The sequence below is a fragment of the Actinomadura roseirufa genome, from assembly GCF_900659635.1.
GTDB lineage: Bacteria > Actinomycetota > Actinomycetes > Streptosporangiales > Streptosporangiaceae > Spirillospora > Spirillospora roseirufa.
The window spans coordinates 1-26,421 of the sequence record NZ_CAACVB010000106.1; the positions used below are offsets into that span (position 1 = coordinate 1).

Annotated in this window: 11 protein-coding genes and 2 pseudogenes; 4 read left to right on the plus strand and 9 right to left on the minus strand. The window is 73.7% G+C overall.

The features are described from left to right. The 3 genes from E1291_RS22080 to E1291_RS22090 all read right to left on the minus strand — a co-directional run. Window positions 1-736, minus strand: a 736-nt coding sequence (locus E1291_RS22080) for a M56 family metallopeptidase (protein WP_131739881.1), incomplete at its 3' end; no start/stop codon positions are given. Between the two features lie 3 nt (window positions 737-739). Beyond that, on the minus strand, window positions 740-1,105 hold the full coding sequence (locus tag E1291_RS22085) for a BlaI/MecI/CopY family transcriptional regulator (RefSeq protein ID WP_242614304.1): 366 nt from the start codon (window positions 1,103-1,105) through the stop codon (window positions 740-742). Window positions 1,106-1,439: 334 nt separating this feature from the next. Further along, window positions 1,440-2,357, minus strand: a complete 918-nt coding sequence (locus E1291_RS22090; RefSeq protein WP_131739883.1) for an aminoglycoside phosphotransferase family protein — start codon at window positions 2,355-2,357, stop codon at window positions 1,440-1,442. A gap of 499 nt (window positions 2,358-2,856) precedes the next feature. On the opposite strand from E1291_RS22090, the pseudogene E1291_RS45160 reads away from it, so the two are divergent. Together E1291_RS45160 and E1291_RS45165 are read left to right on the plus strand one after the other, a co-directional pair. Then, a pseudogene (locus E1291_RS45160) lies at window positions 2,857-4,044 on the plus strand (nSTAND1 domain-containing NTPase); the annotation flags it as partial. Between the two features lie 273 nt (window positions 4,045-4,317). After that, window positions 4,318-6,213 carry a WD40 repeat domain-containing protein gene (locus tag E1291_RS45165; RefSeq protein ID WP_370771018.1) on the plus strand — a complete coding sequence of 632 codons (1,896 nt, stop codon included), beginning with the start codon at window positions 4,318-4,320 and terminating at the stop codon, window positions 6,211-6,213. Here E1291_RS45165 and E1291_RS22100 read toward each other — a convergent pair. The 3 genes from E1291_RS22100 to E1291_RS22110 form a co-directional block, all read right to left on the minus strand. Continuing rightward, on the minus strand, window positions 6,207-6,506 hold the full coding sequence (locus E1291_RS22100) for an NIPSNAP family protein (protein WP_131739884.1): 300 nt from the start codon (window positions 6,504-6,506) through the stop codon (window positions 6,207-6,209). The two genes, E1291_RS45165 and E1291_RS22100, sit on opposite strands and share 7 nt — an antisense overlap. A 270-nt stretch (window positions 6,507-6,776) precedes the next feature. Then, complete coding sequence (locus E1291_RS22105; protein ID WP_131739885.1) at window positions 6,777-7,406, minus strand: response regulator; 630 nt, start codon at window positions 7,404-7,406, stop codon at window positions 6,777-6,779. Then, on the minus strand, window positions 7,403-8,581 hold the full coding sequence (locus E1291_RS22110) for a sensor histidine kinase (RefSeq protein WP_165495235.1): 1,179 nt from the start codon (window positions 8,579-8,581) through the stop codon (window positions 7,403-7,405). Before E1291_RS22110 ends, E1291_RS22105 begins: the two co-directional genes overlap by 4 nt. Window positions 8,582-8,746: 165 nt before the next feature. Between E1291_RS22110 and E1291_RS22115 the strand changes: the two are divergent. Together E1291_RS22115 and E1291_RS22120 are read left to right on the plus strand one after the other, a co-directional pair. Further along, window positions 8,747-9,382, plus strand: a pseudogene (locus E1291_RS22115) (ABC transporter ATP-binding protein); the annotation flags it as partial. Between the two features lie 77 nt (window positions 9,383-9,459). Further along, complete coding sequence (locus E1291_RS22120; protein ID WP_131739888.1) at window positions 9,460-10,224, plus strand: ABC-2 transporter permease; 765 nt, start codon at window positions 9,460-9,462, stop codon at window positions 10,222-10,224. Window positions 10,225-10,485: 261 nt separating this feature from the next. Here the strand turns inward: E1291_RS22120 and E1291_RS22125 are convergent, their stop codons facing one another. The 3 genes from E1291_RS22125 to E1291_RS42155 form a co-directional block, all read right to left on the minus strand. Next, entirely contained in the window at window positions 10,486-10,821 is a 336-nt protein-coding gene (locus E1291_RS22125) for a histone-like nucleoid-structuring protein Lsr2 (RefSeq protein ID WP_131739889.1), read from the minus strand. A gap of 702 nt (window positions 10,822-11,523) precedes the next feature. Further along, complete coding sequence (locus tag E1291_RS22130; protein WP_131739890.1) at window positions 11,524-20,160, minus strand: LamG domain-containing protein; 8,637 nt, start codon at window positions 20,158-20,160, stop codon at window positions 11,524-11,526. Between the two features lie 55 nt (window positions 20,161-20,215). Continuing rightward, window positions 20,216-26,314, minus strand: a complete 6,099-nt coding sequence (locus E1291_RS42155; RefSeq protein ID WP_207400878.1) for a hypothetical protein — start codon at window positions 26,312-26,314, stop codon at window positions 20,216-20,218. Window positions 26,315-26,421 lie beyond the last annotated feature (107 nt).

The following is a 26,421-nucleotide window of genomic DNA, read 5'->3' on the forward strand; positions in this document are numbered from 1 at the left end:
CGTCGGCCGGGCGGCCGGTGGTGGCGGCGAGCGCGGCCGCGCCGACCGCTCCGGCGGTGAGACGGCGGTCCCCGCAGGCGCGCGCGGCGTCCTCGTCCGCCCACCGCTCGATCGTGAACGCCACCGCGGTGGCCGCGGGCCGCAGCAGCGGGTTGAGGGTCGCCGCGAATTGGACGGCGGCGGTGAACAGAGAGTGGTGGCAGCGCAGGTGTGAGCGTTCGTGCTCCAGCAGGACCCGCCGCTGCTCCGCCGACAGCGCGTCCAGCATCCCTGTCGACACCACGATCCTGCCCGGCACGCCTCCGGGCAGGCCGGGCAGCGCGAACGCCTCCGGCGCGGGGTCCTCGACCACCACCAGCCGGCCGTCCCCGGGCAGGCGGGCGGCCTCCCGGGCCGACAGCAGCATGGTGCGCGCGCGCCGCCACAGCATCCGCGCCCCGGCCACGACCGCCACCACCAGCAGCACGCCCGCCACCACGGCGACCGGCGGCGCGATGGGATCGGCCTCGGCGATCACCCGCACCGACAGATGCGCCGGCCACGCCACCGCCGGGATCTGCGCCACGGCGGTCGCCGACAGCAGGGTCAGCGCCAGGCACCCGGCCGCCGCGAGCAGCACCGCCGACACCGTCAGCGACCACGTCGCCAGGCGCGGCGGCAGACGCTCACCCAGCGGGCGGGCGCCCAACGTCACCGCCAGCGGCAACAAGAGCGGCAAGTACACCGCGATCCGCATGGCTCAGTCCCGCTCCGGCGGCTCGGGCGAACCGTCCTGAGGCAGGGCCTGCAGCAGGGTGCGCAGCAGTGCCGCGTCCCCCTCGGCGAGCTGACCGACGAAACGCGTGAGCACCTGGGTGCGGTCCGGACCATCGGCGAGCACCTGGTGCATGCGGCGCGCCGCCAGCCCGGAGGGGTCGGCGGCCGGCCGGTAGGCGAACGCCCGTCCCACCGCCATTCGGGTCAGGACCCGCTTGTCGTGCAGCCGCGCCAGCGTCGTCACCACCGTCGAGTACGCCAGGCCGCCACCGAGCAACCGCTGGACCTGCCCGGCCGTCAACGCCTCCGGTTCGCGGTGGAGCACGTCCAGCACCTCTGCCTCCAGCACACCGCTGGCACGCCGCCGGCCCGGCCGCCTCGCCGGTTCCCCTCCCCCGGACGGCCGGCGCCGCCGCCGGGCGGCACCCGCGCCGTCTTCACCCGCACCGCCCGGTTCCGTGTTCACGATCTGCCCACCGCCGTTCACCTTCGAGCGTCCGGCCTGTCTTCTACACACGAATAGAAGTCGTTGGTTCGAGTGTGCCACGCCCCGCACCGGCGCGCACCACGCCTGTGCCGCCGCACACGGGAGACGGCGCGCCCTTCGATGACACGTCGGCGCCGGCCCCGGGCGCTCCGCGCACTTCGCCCGCTTCGTCCTCGGCGGACGGCGTCCTCAGTGATCAGCGTTGGGTCGTGGCGATGAGGCGTCGCAGCGCGGCGTGGGCGGGCGGGCCCCACGTGGGCTTGCCGCCGGGCCGGCCGTGGACGCCGGCGTCCCCGATGAGGATGCCGACGAGGGCGCGCAGCACCGCCCATCCGCGGGCGCGGCGCAGGGTGGCGGCGTCCGGAGCCGGCCGGTAGGCGGCGTGGAAGTGGTCGGCGCCGCCGTCCGGCAGCAGATTCCAGGCGGCGGCGAGGTCGCACGCCGGGTCGCCCGCGAAGAGGTCACCGAAGTCGACCACGCCGCAGAGGGCACCGTCCGCGGTGAGGACGTTGGCCGGATGCAGGTCGCCGTGGAGCCACAGCGCCGGGCCGTCCCAATCGGGCGCCGCGGCGGCGTCCTCCCAGACCGCGCGGACGGCCTCGGGGTCGGGGACGAGCCCCCGCTCGGTGACCGAGGCGAGCTGCTTGGCGAACCCCTCGGAGTGACCGGCCAGCGGTCCTCCGCGGCCCCGCCCGGCGGGCGCGTGCTCGGGGGCCGGCCGGTGGAGTGCCGTCAGGAAACCCGCCAGGGCTGTGGCCGCCTCCGCGCCGCGCGTGACGGGGGCGCGGTCGGCGGGCGTGCCCGGCACCCAGGTGGTGACGATCCAGGGCCGCGGAAACCGCGCGGTGGGCTCGCCGAGACGCTGCGGAACGGGAACCGGCAGCGGAAGGCGAGGGGCGAGAGAGGGCAGCCAGTCGTGCTCCTTGCGCAGCAGCGCGTCCGCGGACCGCGTGGCCCACGGCAACCGGACGGCGAGGTCGTCACCGAGCCGCCACAGCTGGTTGTCCCAACCACGCGCACCGAGCCGCACCGGCAGACCGGCCAGATCGGGATGCTGGTCGCGCAACAGATCCCGCACCAGCTCCCCGGTGATCTCGATCTCCCCATGCGTCATGCGAAGCAACCCTAACCCGACGACACTCGCCCCCTTCCACCGCTCTCATCAGCCAAGAGACCCAGAAGCCGCTCTCCGTAGGCGTAGCTCAGGGCCGGCATGGTGGCCCCAGAGGACGACGGGAGGTCCCGGCGCACGCCGGTGCGCCGGCCCCGAATCGTCCTGTGGCCGACCGGGGCATCTCGTGCGACCGGCGGCGGGGCGGCGACGCAGGTGCGATGATGACGCTTGGTCGTCGAGGGATCGGGCCCGTCTCCGGGGCCCGGATCGGGGGCGCATGGGCGGCAGGACGAGCGGCACGCGCCGGTGGTGCGGTGGATGAGGCCCCGCCTGAGCATCGTTTTTGAACGTCCTGCTGGTGGTCGTGGTCGCTTTACTCGGCATCCTGACCAACTACGCGACGAACAGCGAGAACGCGCCTCCGCTGCTGGACCTGTTACGGAAGTTCGCCGTTCCCGGACTCGGCGTGCTGATCGTCGCGTTGGTGGTGCTGACGGTGGTGTCGGCGCGGCTGGATGGTCCGGCGCGGGCTCCGGATCTGGAGTGGGATCCGGGACGGGCGCCCTATCCGGGGCTGGAGGCGTTCGCCGAGGACGACGCACCGGTGTTCTTCGGCCGGGACGAGCAGGTGACGGCGCTCGTGCGGGAGGTGTACCAGCGGGACGGCGAGCGATTCGTAGCGATCACGGGGGCCTCGGGCAGCGGCAAGTCATCAGTGGTGCAGGCGTGACTGATCCCCAGGTTGCGGGGACGCCGCTGGTTGGTGCAGCCGGTGCTGACGCCGGGGGCCGATCCGGTGTCGTCGCTGGCGGCCGCTCTCGGGGACGCCGGAGGCGCTGAGCGCCTGCGGAACGCCCCCTCCGCGCTGGCGGGACTGGTCGGGCAGGTGCGGCGGCGAGCGGGCCGCCGTGACGGCAGGGTGCTGATCGTTATCGACCAGATGGAGGAGCTGTTCACCCTGGCCGGCGCCGATCAGCGGGAGCTTTTCCTGTCCGCGATATCGGCGACGCTGCGCGCGGATTCCCGGTTGTGGGTCGTGGCGACCGTCCGCATCGAGTTCTTGCGCTCATTCCTGGAGACCGGGCACGCCGCGCTGTTCGGCAGGCCGATCGCGCTGGGCGCGCTCACCCGGACCGGACTGGCGACCGTGATCGAGGCGCCCGGTGCACTGGCCGGTGTGCGGTTCGAACCCGGGTTGGTCACCAGGATCGTGGCGGACACGGGGACGGCCGACGCGCTCCCGCTGCTGGCCTATCTGCTGCAGGAACTGTACTTCGCGGCCGGGCGCGGGAAGGTCGCCACGTTCGAGTCCTACGCCGAGCTGGGCGGGGTGGCGGGAGCGCTGGCCTGGCAGGCGGATCAGCTGATCAACACGTTGCGCGGGGACGACGGCATCGAGCCGATCCTGGCCGTGCTGTTCAAGTTCGTCACCATCGACGGCACCGAGGCCGTCCGCCGCCGGGTCGCCCTGGACGGCCTGCGGGATGACGAGCGGCGTGTGGTCGACGCATTCGTGGAGGCCAGGCTGCTGATCACCGATATGTGGGAGGGGACGGCGATCGCGCAGGTCGCACACGAGGCGCTTTTCCGGCAGTGGGCTCCCCTGCGCCAGGAGGTGGAGGCACGGTCCGAGCTGCTGCGGCGCCGCGCCGAGCTGGAGCGGTGGGCGGCGGACTGGCGCCAGGCCGGGCGGAAGGCCGATTACCTGCTGACCGGCGAACGCCTCCGGCTCGCGTTGCAATGGCTGGAGGGCATGGGGGCGGCCGGGCACGACAGCGTGGAGATCCGCGCGTTCGTGGAGGCGTCCAAGCGGCGGGACCTGATCTTCCTGCGCAGGGTCTCCGAGGGCATCGGTCAGTATGTGCTGGCCAATACCGAGCGGTACCCAGAGCTGGCGATCCTGCTGGCCACAGCCGCCCTCTCGGAGTGCCCGCCGACACCGGCCGCAGCCCGCGCGCTGATGGCGGCGTTGGCCTTCAGTCATCTGACCCACGTCCTGGACGGGCACACCGACGCGGTCCGCAACCTGGCCTGGTCGCCCGACGGCGCCCTGATCGCCACCGCGTCCCGCGACGGCACCTGCCGGCTGTGGGACGCGGCGACCGGAGGCCCCGTCAGGGTGCTGGAGGGCCATCAGGGCATGGTCGAGATGGTCGCCTGGTCACCCGACGCGGGCCGCGTCGCCACGGCCTCCCGCGACCGCACCGTCCGGGTCTGGGACGTCGCCACCGGCCGCACGCTGGCCGTGCTGGCGGGCGCGGCCGACGTGGTCCGGGCCGTCGCGTGGTCGCCGGACGGTTCGATGATCGCCTCCGGCGCCCGCGATCGGGTGGCACGAATCTGGCACGCGGACACCTATGGACTGCTGTCGGAGCTGCGTGCCCACACCGACAACATCCTCGGCATCGCCTTCTCCCCCGGCAGCGACAGGCTCGCCACCGGGTCCCACGACCAGAGCGTCCGCATCTGGAATCTCGCCGACGGCACCTCCACTGTTCTCCGTGGCCACCAGGACTTCGTCGAAGGCGTGGCCTGGTCACCCGACGGCACCTTCGTCGCCTCGGCAGGGGGCGACGCGACGGTGCGCATCTGGGACGTTCGCGCGATGGGGCAGACCGCCCTCATTCGCGGCCACGGCACCCGGGCATGGAACGTGGCGTGGTCACCGGACGGCACCTACCTGGCGAGTTGCGGCAGCGACAACACCGCCCGCGTCTGGGACCCGCGAACCGTTGAGGAGATCTTCGTCCTGCGCGGCCACACCGACGACGTGTGGGGTGTCGTCTGGGCACCCGACGGCTCCCGGCTAGCCACCGGTTCCGCCGACACTTCGGCCCGCATCTGGCGCGTCACCCCCGAGGGCGCCGAGAGCCTCCGGCTGGACGGGCACCGCGGTCCGGTCCGGGCCGCCGCGATCACGCCGTCCGGCCGGTTGATCGCCACAGGCGGCGACGACGGGAGGATCCGGATCTGGGATGCCTCCGACGGCACCCTCCAGGCCGAGGTCACCGGACACCAGGACATCGTCCACGACCTCGCCTGGTCCGGCTCGGCCGACCGCACGTTCCTCCTTTCCTGTTCCAGCGACCGGACCATCGGCCTGTGGAGCCTGCACGAGGCATCCCCCGGCGACGTCTCCGGCGAACAGTTCGCCTCCGACGACGTTCACGAGGCGGTGGCCTGGCACAGCGGCTCGGGAAGATTCGCGACCGGAGGGCACGACCGCACGATCAGTGTGCGGGACCGCGAGAGCCGCGGCATCGTCGACCGCATGACCGGTCACGAGGACTGGGTCGTCAGCCTGGCCTGGTCTCCGACCGGTACGTTCCTCGCCTCCGGTTCCGACGATCGGACCGCGCGCATCTGGAACGTCGGGGCCCACGCCGAAGCCGTGGTGCTCCGGGGCCACGCCAACTGGGTCGACCAGGTCGCCTGGTCACCCGACGAACGCAGGGTCGTCACCGGGTCGGCGGATGGAACCGCCCGTGTCTGGGACGCCGTCACCGGCGAGCAACTGGCCGTCCTCGACGCGCACGAGGATCGGGTTTCGGGCGTGGCCTGGTCTCGGGACGGCACCATGATCGTCACGGGCTCCTACGATCACACCGTCCGGCTGTGGACGGCCAGGGCCTGCACCGAGATCGGTCTGATCGGCGTTCACCGCGGCCCCGTGGTCTCCGTCACCTGGACGCCCGACAGCCGGACCGTCGTCTCCGCCTCCCTGGACGGCACCGTCCGGACCTGGCCCTGCGAGGTCGATATGGCGGCCCTTCAGTCCAGGGCCAGAACTCGCGTGTTCCGCCCGCTGGCGGAGGAGGAGCGCCTCGCGCACCTGCTCCCCGGTCCCGATCAGTAGGCCTGCTCGACCACCCGCACGTCCCGATCGACCAGATAATCGGACGGGTCCAGGGCCATCGCCTCCCGCTCCGGCGACGCCCAGTACCGCTGGTTCGCCTCCTCGAACGTCTCCTCACCCTCGTACGAGATCACCCACACGAACCGGCTGCGCTCGTGATCGAGCCAGGCACCACCGATCCCGAATCCGAGCTTCAGCCGCAAGGGCACCACGGATTCGCGCCACCTGGTCGCCCACTCCTCCAGCAGCCCGTCCCTGATCGTGTACGTCCTCAGTTGCACGGTTTTCGGCACAACGACCCCTTTCCAGGCATAACCCGTGGCGCCGGTCAACGCCCGCGGCCACAGCGCTCAGACAACCACAGGCTCACCCGCAGCCAAGGGGGGACCTGGATCGGATGCAATGCAAAAAAGATTCTCGCGGTCTTGATGAGATGAGCGGCTCGGTAGGCGGACGGCGGAGGCCACTCGCGGTCCCGATGGTCTCGGACGCAGATAACGCGCATTACGCGCGTCAGGTCGTCGGCGTGCGGGTTGGTGTTCCTTGTTTGGGGCGGTGATTGGTCAGGGGGTCAGGCCCGTGCGGTGGGCGAGGATGACGAGTTGGACGCGGTCGCGGGCCTTGAGTTTGGCGAGCAGGGCGGCGACGTGGGCGCGGGCGGTGCCGGGGGCGATGCCGAGCTGCGCGGCGATCTCGGCGTTCGACAGGCCGTCGGCCACCAGGAGGAGCACGTCGCGTTCCCTGGCGGTGAGGCTGGGGAGGGCTCCCGGATCGGGCGGGGACGGGCGGGCGGCGAACGCGGTGATGAGGCGCCGGGTGATGGACGGCGACAGGAGCGCGTCACCGCGGGCGATGATCCTGATCGCGTCGAGGAGCTCGCGGGGCGGGGTGTCCTTGAGCAGGAAGCCGCTGGCCCCGCCGCGCAGGGCCGCGTAGACGTATCGGTCCAGGTCGAAGGTGGTGAGGACCAGGACGCGGGAGCCGGTGATCAGCCGGGTGGCCTCCAGGCCGTCCATGCCGGGCATGCGGATGTCCATGAGCACGACGTCGGGTTCCAGTTCGCGCGCCAGCGCGACGGCCTGCGCCCCGTCGGCCGCCTCGCCGACGGCCCGGAGATCGGGCGCCGTGCCGATGATCCCGGTCAGGCCCGCCCGGACCAGCGCCTGATCGTCGGCGACCAGGACCCTGATCATGTGGTCAGAGGGAGGACGGCCCTGACCCGGAACCCGCCCCCCGGGAGCGGTGCCGCGTCGAGCGTGCCGCCGTGAACGAGCACGCGCTCGCGCATGCCCCGCAGGCCGTGTCCGGGCCGGTACCCGCGCACCGCCGCGCCCCGGTCGGTGACCTGGACGGTGAGGGCGTCCCGCGTCCTTCGGACCAGGAGGTGCACGTGGCCGGTGGCCGCATGCTTGATCACGTTGGTCAGGGCCTCCTGCGCGATCCGGTAGGCCGACAGGTCGACGGCCGCGGGCAGGCCGTCCAGCGGGCCGTCCAGTTCGACCTCGGCCCGGACCCCGGCCTCGGCCGTCCGGTCGACCAGGCGTTGCAGGTCGCCCAGGCCCGGGGCGGGCTCCACGTCGGCATCGGCATCGATGCCGGTGCCGGGGGATGCCGGGCGCAGGACGTGGAGGAGGGCGCGCAGCTCGGTGAGCGTACGCCGTCCGGTCGTCTCGATCGTGGTCAGGGCGGCCTGGGCCTTCTCCGGCTGGTCGAGGGCGATCAGGGCGCCGTATCCGGCCTGGACGGTGATCACGCTCATTCCGTGCGCGAGAAGGTCGTGCATCTCGCGGGCGATCCTGAGCCGTTCGTCGGTCGCCGCCCGCTCCGCGCGGTCCCGGGCCTGGCGGCGCTGGAAACCCAGCGTGCGGCCGACCGTCCAGATCACCAGGTAGAGCACCGTGAAGGCCACCGCGCCGCCCCGGTGCCGGAAGTCGGGCAGCGCCGTGGTCCAGGCGCAGGTCAGGGCGAGGACCAGGGCGGCGTGGGCGTGCCGTCCCTGCGCCAGGGGCCAGAGGACGTAGCCGAGCGCCACCAGCCCGGCCGCCATGGAGGGCGGGTCGGCCGCGCCGACCAGGCAGAGCCCGGCCACCAGGAGACCGAGCGCGAGCACCGGCCGGTGGACGAGCGCGATCGGCAGTGAGAACACCACGATGCCGGTCGCCAGGGCGAGCGCCGCGAACGCGCTCCGGTCCGCGTGATTGGCCATCATCAACGCGGCGGGCACCGAGAACGCGATCGCCGCCAGCCGATCCCGGGCGGGTGCCGCGAGACCGGCGCTGAGTGCGGCCTTGAGCCGATCCCCAACGCGGACGGCGGCGGTCGCCCTCGGCCGGTCCCGCGTGGACACGATCGCCGGACGGTCGCTCATCGCCCCAGGGTAGGCGGGCTGTCGCTGGGCCCACATCCCCCCGGAGGTCTATGCCCTCAGGCAGAGAACCGGGCCCGCGGACAGGGTGCGCGGACCGCTCTGGAAGCGGACGCGGCCGACGGCCCTTGGCGGACACCGTGGAGGCACCTAACCAAGGAGGCATGGGTGCTCGAACTACGCGAGGTCACCAAGAGATACGGCCGGGTCATCGCGGTCGACCGGCTCTCGGTCACGATCCATCCGGGGCGGGTCACGGGCTTTCTCGGTCCGAACGGCGCAGGCAAGACGACGACGATGCGGCTCCTGCTGGGCCTTGAGCGGCCGGACACCGGCACGGCGCTGGTGAACGGCCGCCCTTACCGCGCCCTCGCCCGTCCCCTCCATGAGGTCGGTGCCCTGCTGGACGCGGGCGCCGTCCATCCCGGACGGACCGCGCGGGCCCATCTGGGCTGGCTGTCGTCGGCGGCCGGGCTCAGCCGGGCCCGCGTCGACGAGGTCCTCGAACTCACCGGGCTGACCTCGGTCGCCGGTCGGCGCGTCGGCGGCTTCTCGCTGGGCATGCGGCAGCGGCTGGGCCTGGCCGCCGCACTGCTGGCCGACCCGCGGATCCTCATCCTGGACGAACCGGTCAACGGCCTGGACCCCGAAGGCGTCCGCTGGATCCGCGACCTGCTGCGCGGGCTGGCCGCCCGGGGCCGGACCGTCCTGGTCTCCAGCCACCTGATCAGCGAGATGGCCCTGACCGCCGACCACCTCGTGGTGATGGGCCGCGGACGGCTCCTGGCCGACACGCCGCTGTCGGGGCTGGGCGACGGCTCCCTCGAAGACGCCTATCTGAAGCTGACCGACCGGGCCGTCCAGTACCGGGCGGGTGACCGATGAAGCGCGCGATCCTGGCCGAATGGGGCAAGCTCCGGACCGTCCGCTCGACGGTCCTGGTCCCCGCCGTCGCGGTTCTGCTGGGCTTGGGCGTCGGGCTCCTCGACGTCGCCTCGATCGACTGGACGACCACCGACCCGGCCGCCCTCGACCCGGTCGGCGAGTCCTTCGCCGGGTTCCAGTTCGCCGAACTGGCGTTCGCGGCACTCGGCGTCCTGGCCATCAGCTCCGAATACGGGACGGGACTGATCGACACCACTTTCCTGGCACTGCCACGGCGGCGCACCGTGTACGCCGCCAAGCTCGCGGTCCTGACGGCGTTCACGCTGGCCATCTGCGGCCTCAGCGCGTTCACCGCGTTCTTCCTCGGCCGGCCCTTCCTGGCTCGGCATCACGCGGCGGCCTCGCTCGGCGATCCCGGCGTGCTGCGGGCCGTCGTGTGCGCGGCGGTCTACATGACCGTGGTGACGCTGCTCGGGTTCGCGGTCGGCGCGCTGATCCGGCACACCGCGGGGGCGATGGCCTTCATGTTCGGGCTGGTGTTCCTCGCCTGGCCCGTCGCCCGCGCCGTCGAGGGAGTCTCGACGCTGCCGAGCAAGCTGCTCCTGGTCAACGCCGCGCAGGCTCTCACCGCGACTCGTCCGATCACCGGCCCGCCCGCCGCGCGGGTTCCCTCCCCCGGCCTGGCCGCACTGACCCTGGCCGGATACACCGTCCTCTTCCTGACCGCCGCCTACTGGAGGTTCCGCGACGGGCGAAGATGAGATCACGATCTCGGGCCGCCGGACGAGCGGGCCAGGTCGGTTCTGACCGGGCGGCCGGTCGTCTTCGGTCCCGGTCAGCCGGGTTGGAAGACGAGACGAGCGCGGAGACGAGCGCGGACACCGGGACGGCGGCCTCGTCCCTGGGCCGCCCGAGCGCCCCGGCCGGCAGGAGCCAGGGCGCGGGCCGTCCGGGGACGAGGCGCGCGACCGGACGAGGGCCACCGCGCGGCGCGGGGAGCGGGCGCGGGCGGACGGTGGACGTCAGTGGGCCGCCTCGTACTGCTGGACGACCGTCGCGGGGATGCGGCCCCGGTCGTTGACCTTGATGCCGCTGCTCTTCGCCCATTCCCGGATCTCCGCGCTGCGTTCGCGGCTGCCGGCCGTTCGTCCGCGCGCGGCGGCTCGTCCGCCGCGCCGGGAGGCGGGCGGCTTGCGGGCCTTGGCCACGAACGGCTCCAGGCCCTTGCGGAGCTTCTTGGCGTTCTTGCCGCTCAGGTCGATCTCGTAGCCGATGCCATCTATGCCGAAACGAACGGTTTCGTCGGCCCGTCCCCCATCGATGTCGTCCAGCAGATGCACTTTGACTTGCTGCGCCATGGTGTCCCTCCGGTCTCGTTGATTCACCTTGTGGAAGCCCGCCGATCGGTCTCGGCTTAGCGTCGGCTCCCATCCCGCGGTTTATGCCGCGGAGAATATCAAGCTCTGAGTGGATGCTACCCCGGGCCGGTCGAATGCAAGCGGCAGCGCGCGGATCACCGGTAATGGACGGCGGGCGCTCTCGTTTGGGAGAACCGGTGTCGCGTTCGCCCCGAAAGTCGCCGGTTATGTGCCCTGCAAGCCAGGCATCATGCGCCGGTCAGCGCTATCTCCACCGCTTCAATGACGGGCTATCCGAGCCGCGGTCGCCCGTAGGCGCGCACGCGGCGGGCGCAGCTCACCTGGCCGCCCGGCTGTCGCGCCTTTCTTGTCGAGGGCGCGCGGATTGTCCGGTCACGGGGCTGTTGCCGGCCGTCTCGGCCGCCCCTCCGCCGACGAGAACAAGGCCCGAGGAGGATGCCCGAAAGGGTCTGGGACGAGGATCCCCCGGCCTTTGGCGCATGGCGCTCCACCTTCGGGTCAGGGTGACGATCTTCACTCCGTCCTCCCCCACGGGAAGGACGGACTGCAATGGAACGGCGAGCCGGCCACTTCGTCCGCGAGCTTCCTGAACTCTGCGAGTTCACCCTGAGCGGGCCCGCCGCCACCTGTGTCGCGCGGAGAGCGACGCCCGCCGCCGGTCGCGTTCGCGCCGCGGGCAGATCAAGTGTCCAGCGGAATATGTGTCGATCCGGACTGACCGAGCTTCTGGATGGCGTAGGACTCTTCTCTGCCGGGACGGGTCGAGTCGGCGAACTGGAACACCGCACGCCGGCGCACCACCTCCGTTCGCAGGTCGGCCGGGTTCACCAGTTCGACTCGCTGTGCCTCAGGACCCCAGGCGAAGCGCACGCACTCGACATACGCGCGGTCGCCGGCCGTCTGCCTGCGCAGAAGCGCGTACGCCGCCTCGGTGGCGGGGATCACCGGAGCCTCGACGATGGTGACGTCGAGCTGCGCCACGGCCGGTTTCACCGGGCCCGAGTCGACGTGCAGAACGAGCCGTAGCCGCTCACCCGGGGTGAACGGGCCGTTCAGTTTCTGGATCGCCGCCAAGGAGAGCTCAAGCAGCTTGCCCGGGCCGGGCCTTTGCGGCCCGCCTGAGGCGCCCGGGTCAGCCAGGTCGCGCGGGGTCTGATCCAGGTCGATCTTCTGGAGGGTCAGCGTGACCTTCGGGCTGCCCGGGGGCGGTTCGTCCCAGTCGAAGCGCAGGGCCAGCGTGCCGTCCGGATTGCACTCCCGCCGCTCGGCGGAGAGCGTGATGACGCGCTGCGGGCTCGTGCCGCCCGCCGCTTGCTGCGGGAACTGCACCGGGACGCTGACGTGGGCGGAAGGCGAGGCGAGCCGCCGGTTGTACTCGGGATCCTCGAAATGGACGTGGCGCGGGACGAGGGGAAGGTAGGGCGCGCTCGGGTCGGCCACCCGGAGCGGGAAGCGCAGCACATGGCTGTAACCGTCGTGATACGGCTCCGCGCCGGGCTGGTGCGGGACGAACCGCGCTTTGACGCGCGCCTGGATCGCCGCACCGGGCGGCAGGCCGGCGATCAGGTCGCGGGCCCAGCCGGCACGGGCCTTCGCGTCGCCGGGGAGCCCGAACTGGCAGATCGCGAACTTCGCCGTCTCGATGGTGTCGACCTCAGGCCCCGGCAAGGGCACGCCCACCGCACCGAGTTGGGCTCGCAGGGCCGGTGTCAGTACCAGAGTCGGGGTGGTGATGTTCGCGAGTGCCGTGACCCTGCCGGCCCCCACGAGTTCCAGGTCCAGGGCCCAGTCGAGGATGCCTGCCTCCGGCGTCTCCGGCTTCTGACCGCCGACCAGCGTGACGCTGCCGTCCACCCGGTAGACGAAGGTCAGTACTCCGTCCCAGCCAACGTCCAGCGTGGAGCGCTCGACGGCGGCCAGTTGCAGCAGCAGGCGCTGGGCGGTCTGCCGGTAGGCCGGGTTCTCCTGCGGGTCGTTGAAGGCGGCACGGAACGCCTCGTCGGCCGGGGACGGCGTGACCAGGGCGGGCTTCTCGGGGTCGAAGTGGCTCGCCCATGTGCGCAGTGCGACCTCCTGCCGTCCATCGACGTTGGCCGGCAGCGGAACCGGGCGCGGGGCACGGTGCTCCACCGGCAACCCGCCGGAGAGCATGGCCAGGCCGCGCGGGCGCGGACGCTCACCGGCCAGGATGACGCCGCTCTGGCGCAGGAGATGGTTACGCAGGGTGACGAACACACCGGCGCGTGCGCCGCTCACCAGGAAGCGCAGTCCGCCGGGCAGGACCGGCTGCCAGCGTCCCAGCGCCAGGCCCTCGGGGATCCCCGGCTGCCCGTCGTCCGGCTTGGGGAGGTCCGGCTGATCGAACACCGGCCCGGTCAGTGCGGGCAGCGGCGGGTCGGGCGGCGCGGGGAGCAGGCTGCGCACGGCCGGCGCGCGGAAGAGCCGTGGCAGGCCCCCCGCAGGCCGGTCGGTGTGCAACGCCGAACGGAACTGCACCGTGCGCTGGACGGTCTGCCACCAGAGCGTCTGGCCCGCCGCGCCGGGGGTGGCCGCGCCGATGACGCCCTGCTGTCCCTCGGTGTAGTGCACGCTGACGCGCAGCGCGCTGAGACCCCAGGGCCACGGCGGCAGGTCCCCGCGCACGGGGCGCTGAGTGAGGTAGAGCGGCTGTACCCCGGCCGTCTGCGGCGGCGCGAGTTCGAAGTCGTGGGGGGCCGCGGGGATCGCCGCGATATTGCACTGGCCCTCGCGGTAGCGCAGACCGGCGAGGGCCGGGCGGATGCGGAACAGCCGCTTCGCCAAGGACGGCGCGGTCGTCACCCGGACGAGGGCGAAGGCGTAGCCCGTGGTCAGGGCCGCCTCCCCCAGGTCGTCCGGGCGGGTGTTGTCGCTGATGATCCGGTAGCGCAGCACCGCGATCGGCGACTCGGGCGCCAGGAGGCGCTGGGACTGGACGGCCCAGTCCTGGGCTTGGGCGCGCAGCCGACCCTCGTCGGCCGACCCGAGGGTGTCGCTCCACATGCGGCTCGCCACGGGCTGAAGCAGGTCGGTGCTGGGCGCGAGGCAGAGCAACTCGGCCAGCAGCAGCCGGGGCCGCAGCGGCGACGGACCGCCCGGCGGCACCGTCGGAGCCGGCCGCCACTGGAGTCCCAGGTACGGGCTGACGACGATGTTCAGCGGACGCGGGTTGCCGGTCCCGCCGAGCGTGAGCGGCGCGGGGATGAGGGTGGCCGCGGGGTAGCGGCGAGGGCCTTGGCCGTCGGCGGGAGGCGGGCCGAGCAGCCCGCTGCTCGCGATGAGCGCGGCGGCCAGGGTCCAGCCGTAGGGCGGCTTGCCGGTCGGCGTCAGGCTGCTCACGGCCTGGGTCAGCAGCAGCCCGTCCTCGCGCCAGACAGGGTCGGCGTACGGCGACGGTTCGGCCAGTGCCGGAAGGTCGTCCGGCCGGGGCGGGTAGAACGGACGCCGCGGGTCGAAGGCCTGGCGCAGGGCGACCGGGCGGCTGAGCCGGGCGGGTGTCTCGGGGAGGGCTGCGAGGACGCTCCGCAGCGGCTCGTCCTGCGGCTCGGGGGCCGGATTCTGAGCGCGGAACCAGCTCTCCTCCAAGGCCGGCGGGTCGAGCCGGGCGAAGCTGCGGCCGGCCACGGTGTCCAGGCCGGCGAAGGTGACGGCCAGCGGGGCGCTGTCGGCCCAGCCGCAGAGGGCGAGGGCCAGGACGGGCAGCGCGGCACCGGGCGCGGCGGCGCGCAGGCGGGCGATGACCAGCAGCGGGTCGACCTGCAGCGGGCTGGGCTGCCCGGCCGCCGGCTGGGCCAGGTCACGGGCCGTGTCCTGCAACCGGCCCAGGAACGGCATGGTCAGCAGCAGCCAGCGCGGGTCGGCCGGGTCGCTGGGCGCGTAGTCCGCCGGGCCGCTGAGCAGGGCGCCCTGGCTGCCGGTCGGCAGGAACTGCAGTGTGGTGGCCTCGCCTTCCGCGACCGGCGCGAGCCTGACCAGGTGGTGGGCGCTCGCCTCGACGAGCAGGGTGTCGCGGGGCAGCGCGTCGAGCGCCGCCCCCGAGTCGGCGAGCAGGGCCGACAGGCCCGCGCCCAGATAGCCGCCGCCGACGTCGCCGACCGGGCTGACGCCCTCGACGGGATCGGTGGTCTCCAAGGCGGCCATGGCGCGCAGGAACCGCGCGGCGCGCCGGGGCGCGAGCAGGCGCACCTCCTGCACGGCCGTCCAGCGGGTCTCGCGGCCGAGGGTCCCGCCGCCCCCGCCGGCCGCCGGCGCCACCTCGGCGAGCTGGTGCTCGACCAGGGCCAGGGTCTGCCAGCTCCGGCCCTCGGCGAAATTGAACAGCAGCGGGCCGTCGGCGCCGGTCAGGGTGGAGCCGGGCAGCTCGTGCTGGTTCAGCAGCACCCTGATCGTGTGGCGCAGGTGGGTCAGGGGCGGGGTCCCCGCCGCGCGGGCCGCCGGCAGGGTGATGCGGGCGGTGCCCGCGTCGTAGTTGAGCTGCCGCGGCCAGGAGATCAGGTTGGTCGCGGTCAGCATCCCGTTGAGCAGGAAGCCCTCCCGCCAGTCCGAGCCCTCCAGTCTGGACGTGTAACCCACCACGACGTCACCGGCCGAGGAGCCGTACAGGTCCGCGGCCTCGGCGCTCCGGCCGGGACCGAGGTCGTGCAGCGAGCGTCCCCAGTGGGCGACGAGGAGAGCCTCCACGAAGGCACCGGTCAGGGGCAGTTTCGGCAGGTCGTCCGGACACGCGGTGGGGCGGAACGTCACCGTGGCGAAGCCGGGGGCGGCGCGTTCGCCCAGGCCGGGCGTCCCGGCGTCGGCCAGGCGCATCCCCGGCAGGAATTGCAGGCCCTCGGGCTGCGAGGCGCTGTAGCCGTTCCAGCCGAACTGCAGCGTCGTGTCACCGGCCAGGGCCGCGGGCGAGCCGTCGGGCAGGGTGACGGCGAGGGTGAGGTCGCCGAAGAGGCTCGCGGCGTCGAGCGTGAAGCGCGCCGTCCCTTTCGCCATGAGGTCGAAGGTCAGCGCGGCCGCGACGGCCTCTCCCCTGGTCGTGGCGGGCGCCGTCGCCGGGCCCGAGCCGAAGCGCGCGGACACCTCCTCGGCGGTGAGGGCACGGCTGTAGACGGCGACCATGCGGTACGTGCCCAGCCAGGCCCGGCCGCCCGTGATCTCGTCGCCGAGAGCCAGCTCGAACTGGTCCTTCCAGGCGGCCAGGCTCCCGCCCACGTTCTGCTCGGCCTTGAGCTGCCCATTGATGTAGATCCGCGTTCGGCCGTCGGCGGAGCGGGTGTAGGCCAGGTGGGTCAGGGCGGTGCTGAGCGAACCGGACGGGCTGGCGAGGTCAGGGGCGCCCTGGTCGTTCGTCGCGTCGGTGCGCAGCCACACGTCCGCGAAGGACGAGTCGAGCAGCCCCTTGCGCTGCTGCAAGGTCACATTCCGGTGCCCGGCGTCGGACGAGACGGTGACGATGTTGAACTGCCCGTTCGTCAGCCCGCCGGCGACGGGCTTCACCCACGCCTCGATGCTGATCTCGTCGCTCGCCTTCACCGCGGCGTTCAGCTTCGCGGCGGGAACGCCCGAGCGGATGAGCGTCGCCTTGGTGAGGCTCAGGCCGTTGGGGCTCCAGCTCATGCCCTGCGCCGAGGCCGCGTTCAGGTGCAGCGGATCACCGGTGCCCGAGGAGTCGTGGACGGTGGTGCCGCCGCCCTCGTCGAAGCGGTAGAGAGCCTGCAGACCCGTCGGCGGCCTGCCGACCCGCACGGCGAGGGTGAGGGTCAGGGTGTGCTCGCCGCCGGCCATGTCGAGGCCGAGGGCGACCCGCTGCGGCACGATCGGGTCCGGGCCGGTCGCGCCGGGCAGGGTGAAGGGCGGCGTCGTGGGGTCGGGGAAGCCGATCGGCGGCAGCCCGGCCGCCCATTCCACCTGGAACAGGTGGAAGTACAGCCGCACCCGCTCGACGGTCAGGCCGGCGCCACCGGCGGCCAGCGCGAGGCCGCCGGCCCGCAGGCGCGGCGCGTCCCCGGCCTCGCCGGCGGAGACGGCCAGCGGCCATTCCAGCGCCTCGCCGTCGAGGCCGGCGGCGCTGAGGCTCAGCGCGGTGCCGTCGCCGGAGAAGGTCAGCCGCACGCAGTTGCTCAGCTCGGCCTGCTCGTCGCCGGAGCCGGCCACCGGGAGCTGCAGCCGCCCGATCACCTCGACCGCGGCCACGCCATCGCCGGCGAAGACCACGCGGTCGAGCACCAGCGGGAAGAAGCGCAGGCCGAACAGGTCGAGGCCGGGCGGCGGCGCGTCGGGATCGTCGTCGAGCGGGCGCAGCCGCCATTCGTACCCGGTGCGGTGCTCGTAGTCGCTGCTGCGCGCCTCGGGGTCGTTGCCGTCGAGATCGAGTTCGACGGCCTTGGGCGAGCGGGCGGAGGCCTTGCTGAAGGTGGAGCCCTGGGCCGGCAGGTCGCGGAACCAGAGCCGCCAGGTCGCCGTTCCATGGCCGAGGGTGATCGGCACGCGGGTGGTGGTCAGCCGCACCTCGCCCGCGGTGGGATGGGTCAGCGGGGTCCTGATCAGGTTGGACGCGGACACGCTCGCGCCGCGCACCAGGCCGCGCTGGTCGGCGTAGCCGCCGTCGCCCGCGAGACCGGCGGCCATGCTCCCGGCCGTCAGCCGGTACTGGGCCGAGTCCGCGGGCGCGTCCGCGGGCAGGCGGCGCAGCCCGCCCTCCCCGTCGGCGAAATCGCCGTCGATGCCGGACAGGGCCGTCTCGCGCGTCAGGGTCAGGGGCGCGCTCGGGGCGGGGTCGGCGTTGTCCAGGCGGAGTTCGCCGGGATAGCCGTCCAGGACGATCGCGGCGCGGACCGGCCAGTCGTGGACGGAGGCCAGGTGACGCAGCACGGTCCGGCCGTCCTGCCGGGCGAAGGCGGCCACGCCGTCGGCGGCGGCCAGGCCGGCGCGCTCGGCGAGGCGCCGCCAGTGCGCGGCGTAGTCCGCCCGGGTGAGCGGACGCGGCGGCTCGGGACGCGCCGTGTCGGGCAGCGGCGAGCTCTCACGAGGGTCTTTGGGGATCTTGGGGAGCTGCGCCAGCGCCTGGATCTCGTCCGTGTAGGGCAGGTCGTAGCGATACTGGATCGGCAGGCCGAGCGCGGCGTCGCTCCGCGGCGAGTCCCCGTCGGGGCGCGGGTCGAGCACCAGGCCGGGCAGCGAGAGCGCCACCAGCGGCAGGTCGTACAGCTTCTCGTCATTCGCGCCGAGCCATTCGCGGGCGGGCGAGAGACCGCCGCCGTAACGCGGCCAGCCCGTGGCGCCCTCCGCCGCGAAGCGCCAGCCGGCCGGCAGGTCCAGGCCGTCCTGGCGGGTCACCGGCAGCTCGAACGGGACGAGCTGCCGGCCCGCGATCGGCACGTTGGGCGGGCTGACGCTCTGGGTGAGCGAAAGGGCCTGCACCATCGGCAGGGTCGGGTGGCGACGCCACACGAGGGGCAGGGCCGCGCCGAACGTGTCGGACGGCAGGACGCCGTGGTCCACCAGGGCCCGCAGCAGCGCCGGGTCGAGGTCGTACCGGAAGGCCCAGGCACCGAGGCCGGCCGACGGGGCGGGCCTGCTCCGCCACGCGAAACTGATCGTCTCGAAGGCGAGCCGCACGAGGGGCGCGAACAGCTCGCGCCCGGTGACCGTGTGCAGGGGGACGGTCTCCAGGCCACCGATCCAGTCGTCGAGGCCGGGCAGCGCGTCGGCCGCGGTCGGCGCCTCGGTGCTCAGCCAGAACAGGCCGTTCAGCGTCACCTCGGGCGCGTCCAGCGCCAGCTCGGCCGACTGGAGCCGGTACTCCCCGCCGGCCGGGCCGAGCACCCACGTGGCGGTCATGCGCTGGGCCGCGGCGAGGGTGAGGCTCCAGGGCTGCTCGCCGGGGACCCGGCCGAGCCCGGCCGGATCGTCGTTGCCGAAACCGACGGCGCCGCGCAGCAGGTTGCCGGGCGCCGGGGCGGGCTCCTCCCGGGCCACGCCCGCGTCGAGGTAGATCTGCTCGGACAGGTTGGGCAGCGGAAGCTGGGCCCAGCCGTCGTCCAGCGGCGTGAATCCCCACAGCACGGACGGTGCGACGGGCCGGGATTCACCCGCCGCCGGCCGGTTCCAGGAGGGTTCGGGCACCTGCAGCGTGGCGCGGAGCCGGCGCGCGGCCTCGTTCGGGTCGAAGGCGAGCGTGGTGGCGCCGAGGGTGACCCGCTCGGTCCAGCCGGCGCCCTCGCGGCCGGCCCGGTAGCCGAGCGTGCCGGTGGAACCGGCGGGCGGGCCGCCCGCCGTCAGGTCCACCCGCAGGTTCCCGCCGTCGGCGGCCAGGCGCGCGCCGGTGGGCGTGATCCGGGCGAGCGTCCCGGGCTGGGCGGCCGGATCATAGGGGCTGCGGTCACTGAGCAGCACGCCGAACTCGTCGCCCGCGAAGCCGATCGGGCGCGTGCCGGGCTGCTCCTGCCAGGGCGCGATGTCCCAGAAGAGACGCGGGACGGCGAGCGGGTCGGCGAGTTCCAGAGTGGCCCACTCCGGCGCGGGCACCGGCTCGGCCAGGCCGTTCAGCGGGTTGTTCGGGTTGAGGTAGCGGTTGAGGCGCCGCCAGGACCCGATGATCGCGGCACGCTCGCCCTCCGTCAGCCGCTCGTCCTCGATCGTCATCCGGAAGCCGCGCATCCCGGCCCCCGCGGGCTCGGGATCGGGGACGACCCGGGCGAGCTGGAACACGGCCTTGACCGGCGCGGTGTCCCAGAGCAGGCGGACCTGGCCGAAGGCCGACAGGCCGCCGGCGTGGACGGCGAGCGCGCCGAGCAGCCGGGCCGGGCCGGTGCGCTGCGTGATCGCCGCCGGCCCGATTCCCAGCGCGGTGTACAGCTTCTGGACGGCGCCAGCCTGGGCCGTCATCGGGTCGAGGATGATCTCGCCGCCGAGGCAGGTGAAGGCCGGCAGCTTGCCGGCGACGCCCTTGGGCCAGCCGTCGGCCGGGGCCTGCAGGAGCAGCAGGCTGGCGGTGCCCGCGCTGATCGCCGCCCGGATCGCCGCGGGCGGGAGCTTGCCGTCGGGCTTGGTGCCACCGCGCTTCCACACGTACTGCGGGGCGCCGCCGCCGGTCGGGCTGATCGTGACGGCGGTGACGTAGACCAGGGCCAGCAGGGAGCCCGGTAGCAGCACGTTGTTCTCGCCGGCCGCCTGGCGCGGTGTCGTGTCCGCGAACAGGGTGCGGAACGCGAGGTTGCCGACCGGATCGGCCAGCCGGATCACCTCGGCCTCGGCCGTCCAGAAGGGGCCCACGATCTTCAGCTTCGGCAGCTCGGGGAGTTTGGCCATCTGCTGCTCCTGGTCCGCTCGTGGCCTCGTGGGCCGCCGTCAGAGGCCGTTCCGCCTACACGTCCGCGGGTTCGATCGGCCGGGCTTCGCTCGGTGCGGCGCTGCCTCGGCGGGCGCGGACCACCAGGGACCGCCCGCGCATGCCACTGCCCTGGCTCACGTGGTGCAGCCGCCTGAGGGCGAGCTGGTCGGGCCGCCCGGGGTAGTGCCCCAGCAGCGCGGCCGGGTCGTCCGCCCGCATCATGCCGTGATAGCGCATCAGTACGGCGCCGAGCAGCAGCTTCTCGGCGAGGACGCCGGCGAGCGCCGCCTGGACGGGGCGTACCGCGACGGCGAAGGGGACCGTGACCGAAGGCGGCGCGTCGCCCGCACCCGCGTCGTGCACGGCGACGATCAGCTTCTCCACGGCCTCGGCGAACTCGGGGAACCGGGCCCAGCGCCGCAGGGCGGCGATGTCCGCGCCGCTCATCGCGCCGTTCCACCCGATGGCGATGAACCGCGTGCCCGGCGCGTTGCGCGCGAACTCCACCTTGTCTTGCAGCTCGTCGGGGATCTGCTCCGGCCCGACGGGGATCTCCACGCGGGTGACGGTGTCCGGGCCCGCGCCCGCGGCCTGGGCGATGATCTGTTCGGTCGCCCCGGTGAAGGCGCTGTCGCCCGGAAGGCTCCGCAGATCGTCCGCGGCGGCGTCCGAGGGGCCCTCCCAGACCAGGGTCAAGGTCTGCGTGGGCAGGAAGTCGATCAGCCCTTCGACCTGGCCGGGCAGGTCCCCGGCCGGGGCGCTGACCGGCTCGGTGGCGTACCAGCTCTCGAACAGCCGCCGGATCTTCGCCGCGTCCGCCGTGCTCATCGACCCGGTCAGGGCGTCGCGGTCCCCCCTCGTCATGACCCCGGCGAACAGCAAACGCCCGTGCTCGTCGATGTCCGCCCGGTTGCGCGTGTCGAGCGGCAGGTTCGCCGTCGAGTAACCGTGGCTCAGCTGCTCCTCGCTCACCTGGACCAGATCGACCGCCAGCGGAAAGTCGCCGAGGACGCCCGCCGGGGGCATCAGCGCGGTCCGCGCCACCAGGAAGCGCTTGCCGAGCTGACGGTGGGCGAACTTCCCGGCGGCCGCGTCGAAGAAGCACTCGGCCTGCACCTCGATGTTGCCGCTGAACAGCTCGACGATCTGGTAGACCACCTCGGGGTCGGGCAGGGCGCCGAGCTTGCGCGCCGTCGCCCCGCCGTCCGCCGGGTCGGGCGTCTCGGCGGGCCAGCGCCGCTGGGCCTCGTCGGGCAGGCCGTCCCAGAACCGGCGCAGCGGGATGGTGATGGCGCGCACGCGGGTGTCGGACTGGAGCTGAGCGTCGCCGGGGACCCCGGCGGGGAAGGGCGGCAGCCGGTGCCACACGATGTCGGTGCCGCTCACGGCGGCGTTCGGCACGGGCGAGCGGTAGGTCAGGTCTCGCTGGGTGACGCTGTTGACCGGCGAGACGGTGCCGTCGGTCTGGGCGATCACCAGCAGGCGGTGTTCGTAGTAGAACGGCAGGGCCCGCCACTGCAGGGCGAGGACGCCCTGCGAGAAGTCGCCGACGCGTTCGGGCAGATCGAGGCCGCGCAGTTCGTCCTGGTCGGCCGTGCCGTCGAGGACGAGATGGTCCGGCCGGTCCGGCAGCCGGTCCGGGATGGCCGGGTACTCGTCCTCGACGAGGTGCACGGGCAGCTCGCGCTGGTGGTCCTCGACGAAGCCGAGCAGCCAGTAGTACCAGCTCGTGTAGCCGAAGCGGCGCAGCAGGCTGAAGGCGACCTGGCGGAAGGCGAGCCGGCGCACGAGGGTCTGGTTGCGCTCGGCGAGGGCCTGCTCGTGATGCCGGGCGACGATCACCTCCCAGATCGCGCCGGGCGCCGGCGGGCGCGCCGGGGTGGCCGCCTCGTCGAGCCGGCGCGAGCCGAGGATGAGCGGGGCGTCGACGGCCTGCGTGCGGTCGATCACCACGTCGAGCCCGCCCGCGGCGGGGTCCACCGTCACGGCCGGGACGTCGGCCTCGGCGGCGGCGCGGCCGGGGAAGAGCGTGGGCGAGCGGCGCAGGCTCTGCCAGAGCAGGTCGTAGCGGCCGTAAGGCTGGAAGTAGTAGCGCAGCGCGTGCGCCCAGCGGTCCTCGAGCAGCTGGGTGTGGGTCAGGCGTCCCCCGGCGTCGGGCGTGGCGACCGCGGGTGATCCCGCGCGCGGGTAGGCCGTGGCCACCCAGGGCCCGGCGCCGGTCTCGGCCAGCCCGCCCTGCCCCGCGTACACCGCGCCGCCGGCGTCGAAGAAGCGCGCCGTCCAGGCCAGCACATCGGGCAGCGCCTTGGCGATCTCGGCCTGGCCGGTGGGGAGGCTGACCCTGCCGGTGTCCGGCACCTTCGGGTCGTTGCTGTTCAGGGTCTCCAGGTAGTACTTGAGCCGCAGCCATTGGACGTGCTCGGGCAGGGTGTCGTCCGCGGTGGCGAACACCTTGGCCAGCGCGTCGGTCGCGACGGTGAAGTGGTGGGTGCGCTCGTCGGTCGGGCCGAACTCCTCGGTCCGCGCCGTCCCGGCCAGGCTCTCCACGGCCTGGAGGTCGGCCGCGGCGAGGGAGGGGCGCAGAAGCCTGATCTGGTCGGCGCTCAGCATGGTGCGGGCGCTGAGCACCTTGCGGCCCGCGTCGTAGCTCAGCAGGGGCGCGATCGCCGCGTCGAAGGGCTGGGGATCCACGCTCAGCCGGGCCGACGGGCGCGCCTCGATCGTCGCGGGGAGCGCCGCGCCGCGCAGGAGCAGGGTCGCCTCGCCGTTGAGCGGCAGCCTGATGGTGCGGGTGATCGGGGCGGGCTGTGGTTCGAGCTCCACCTGGCCGGTCCCGCCGTCGGGCCGGCCGACCAGGCTGCAGGGGGCGGTGACCGTGAAGCGCACTTCGACGTCGGCGTTCGAACGCCCGCTGATGGTGACGGCGCGGTAGCGCAGCCGCTGCCGCACGGTCGGCCGCAGGCTGATCTGGACCAGGGCCAGCAGATCGTCGCCCTCGGCCGGGTGTTCGCCGAGCCGGACGCTGCGCCCGGGTTGGAAGAGCAGTTCGACATGGAGGTGACGGCGGAAGGCGGCGAAGGCGGGGGCGTCGGGGTCGGGGGCGTCGGGGGCGATCCCGCCGCCCCCGAGCCGCGCGAAGAGCCCCTGGAGCAGTTCCAGCAGCTTCGGGCCGCGCAGGGCGCCCGTGACGGGGTCGTGGAGGCTGAAGGTCACGGCCAGGCCGAGACGCTGGAGGGCGCCCCAGCCGTACCGGTCGGCGCCGGGCGGGCAGCTGGCCAGGAAGTCGGCCAGATCGTTGGGCAACGTCGGCGGGCCGATCTGCAGAGCCGCGGCGTAGCCGTCCGAGATCCGCCCCCGCGGGTCGGTGACGCTGCCGGGGCGCATTCCGCGCAGCCGCTCCACCAGGCGTTCGAGCAGCGGGTGAACCGCCGTCTTGCGCTTTCCCCCGGGCTGGGTGACGCCCTTCCACTCCGGCCACTCCAGATAGGAGTCCTGCCATGAGTACCAGGGACCGCGCTCGTCCTTGACGCCCTGGGCGGCGGGATCGGGGCGGCGGCGACGCTGGACGGCGCCGGGGTACCACGCCTCCCACTGGCCGGTGTTCAGCGTGTCGCCGGGCACGAGCGGCAGGTCGTCGGCCGGGAGCATCTGGACCTCTTGCAGAAGCCGCAGCTCCTCGGCGAGCCGGGCGCCGTCGGCGAAGGTGCCGGTGGTGGCCGCGTCGATGTCCAGCTCGTACAGCCGGTAGCCCGCGGTCAGCTCCAGGGGGAAGGCCGCGTCGCCGCTCGGGCCCTGGTTCCAGCGGAAGCGGATCGCCCGGATGCCCAGGGGATGCGGCCGGAACCCGACGATCTCGCCGATGGCGCCGGTGAAGACGAACGGCGCCGGGCCGTCCCCCTCCGCCCCGGATCGGTCGACGCTCTGGAGCGGCATCGGCATGTGGGCCGCGCCCGGCTCCGCCCGCTCGTCCTCGGGCCGCACCACGACGAAACCCGCCGGACGCGGCAGCCACTCCAGCTCGGCCGGGCGGCGTTCCTCACGCGGAGCGCCCGAGCGCTCGATGTGGTCGGCCGGCGCGGGGGACGCGGGCGGCGCGGCCACCGCCTCCGCGGCGAGCTTGAGCTGCACCGGCGCCAGGGCCGACGGCACGTCGCGGTCAGAGATCGTCTGGAAGAACACCCGCCACGCCTCGGGGCGCCACGCTCCACCGGGCAGCACGCCCCGCTCGCGCAGGGCGGCGACCGGGACCACCGCGCCGCGCGCACCGGGCGGCCCGAAGACGTGGTCGAGGTCGATCTTGATGTCGGTGGGCAGGGGGCGGGCGTTCGACGTCGGCAGGCCGGCGGTGCGCCCGCGCTGGGTCGTGCTGTCCAGGCCGTAGGAGCCGATCGGCACGGTGCTCTCGCGGCGGAAGATCAGCCGGTAGGCGCGGATCGGTACGGCGGGACCGTTCTGGCGGGCCGGCTCGCTCCACTCGACGTAGACCTGGCGGGGCGGCATCACCTGGGGGGTCGCCGCGCTCTCCGCCGGTTCGAGGTCGGACGGGGCGATGCTGTAGCTCACGGTGAGATCGCCGTCCACCGGCACCGCGGGAGGGGTGTTCGGGTAGCGCGTCGCGATCAGGGTCAGCGGGCGCCCGAGGCCGCCTGAGAAGTCGACCGGGGTGATCGTGTAGACGTAGCCGCGTCCCTCGCGCGGCAGGGCGGCGCGGTCGCTCGCCGTGTCGGGGAAGTGGTCGACCACCTGGAAGCGCGGCTGGAGCAGCGACAGGGTGTCGGTCGGCGTGGCCTCCGCCCCTTCGGCGCCGGCGACGTCGGTCGTGTGGCGATGCAGCACCTTGACCGGCTTCACCGTGGTGGTGCGCTCGGCCTCGCCACCGTCGAGGGCGCGCCTGCGCACGAGGTAATGGGCCAGGTGGTGGTCGGGGTCGTTCTGGGCTCGGCTCATCCCCGGCATGACCTCACGTCGCCAGCTCAGCTCCCAGGAGAGGGCGATCGTGCTCGCGTCGCTGTACTGGCGCACCTGCTCGAACTGGGGCGGGAACAGGCTGAACTGGGCCTGGGCGACGTTGAAGGTGCGCACGCCCTCGCTCGCCGGGCCGGGCCCGGTCGCCTCGGGCCGCTCCCGCTGGCTGATCGACGGCTGGGCGTCCGGGTCCGTCGCCACCTGGTCGAGCCAGGCGGGCCGGCGGTTGTTCGCGGTCCTCACCGCGAACACCAGCCCCATCTGGAAGGCCGCCGAGCCGGCGACCAGCTTGTCGCGCTCGGCCTGGTCGCCCTCGGCGTGGAACGCGCGCAGATCGGAGATGATGTCGTGGACGATCACGCCGCGCAGCTGGTGGGCCTGCTGGTCGGCCTGGACGGCGCCGACGGCGCCGGGATCGCCGTCGTCCTGGGCGGCGCCGTCGGGAGCGTAGATCGTCGTGCCCGGGCTGAAGGCCGACTCCAGCAGTTGCCCGTAGAGCTCCTGGGGGTCGCGCTTGAGGAAGGGCGAGCCGCTGAACTGCTCGTACGCTCCGCGCACCGCCGCCTCGAAGGAGCTGTCGGAGGGGTTCTGTACCCGTGGGTCGCTGACCGGCGGGCGGTAGCCGGGCAGCGCCCCGGGGTCTCCGACGGGGTGGGCGACGGCGCCGTCTCCCGCGCCCGAGTAGTTCTGCTTGAAGGCGTTGGCGAGGTGCTCCGCCAGGCTGAGCCCGTCCTGCACGGGCGTGGGAGCGCCCGGTTCCCCCGTGGCCTGGTTCACGACGCGGCGCTCGGCGGAACCCCCGGCGTAGAGCCGCGCGGCCCAGTTCACCGCCCAGGTGATCGGCTCACCGGCGGCGACCGCGCCGCTCACGTCGACGAACCCCGGGCCGGGCAGCGGATCGAAGTGCAGGAGCGTGTAGCTCTCGCCGTCCGCCGGCTTCGGCACGCGCAGCGCGAAGTCCTTGTCGGCCACGGTGCCCTCGGCGGGGGGCGGCGGCAGGAAGCCCTGCTCGGGCTCGGCGACCGGGAAGCCGTCCTCGTCGAGCGCGAGCCCGCCCTGCGCGTCCCGGTGCAGCCGTTCGCCCTGCGGCAGCAGCACGAAGTAGATCTTGTGCTCGTCGTCCCAACCCGGCGAGTCGCGCAGCACGAAGATGACGTAGCCGGGCACGTGGAACACGTCGCCCTCGGCGGGCGCCCCCTCGCCGAGCAGGGGCGCGAGAGCGCGCGGCGGCAGGACGGGACGGCGCGCGGCCGGCGCGCGCGCGAGGTCCGGCG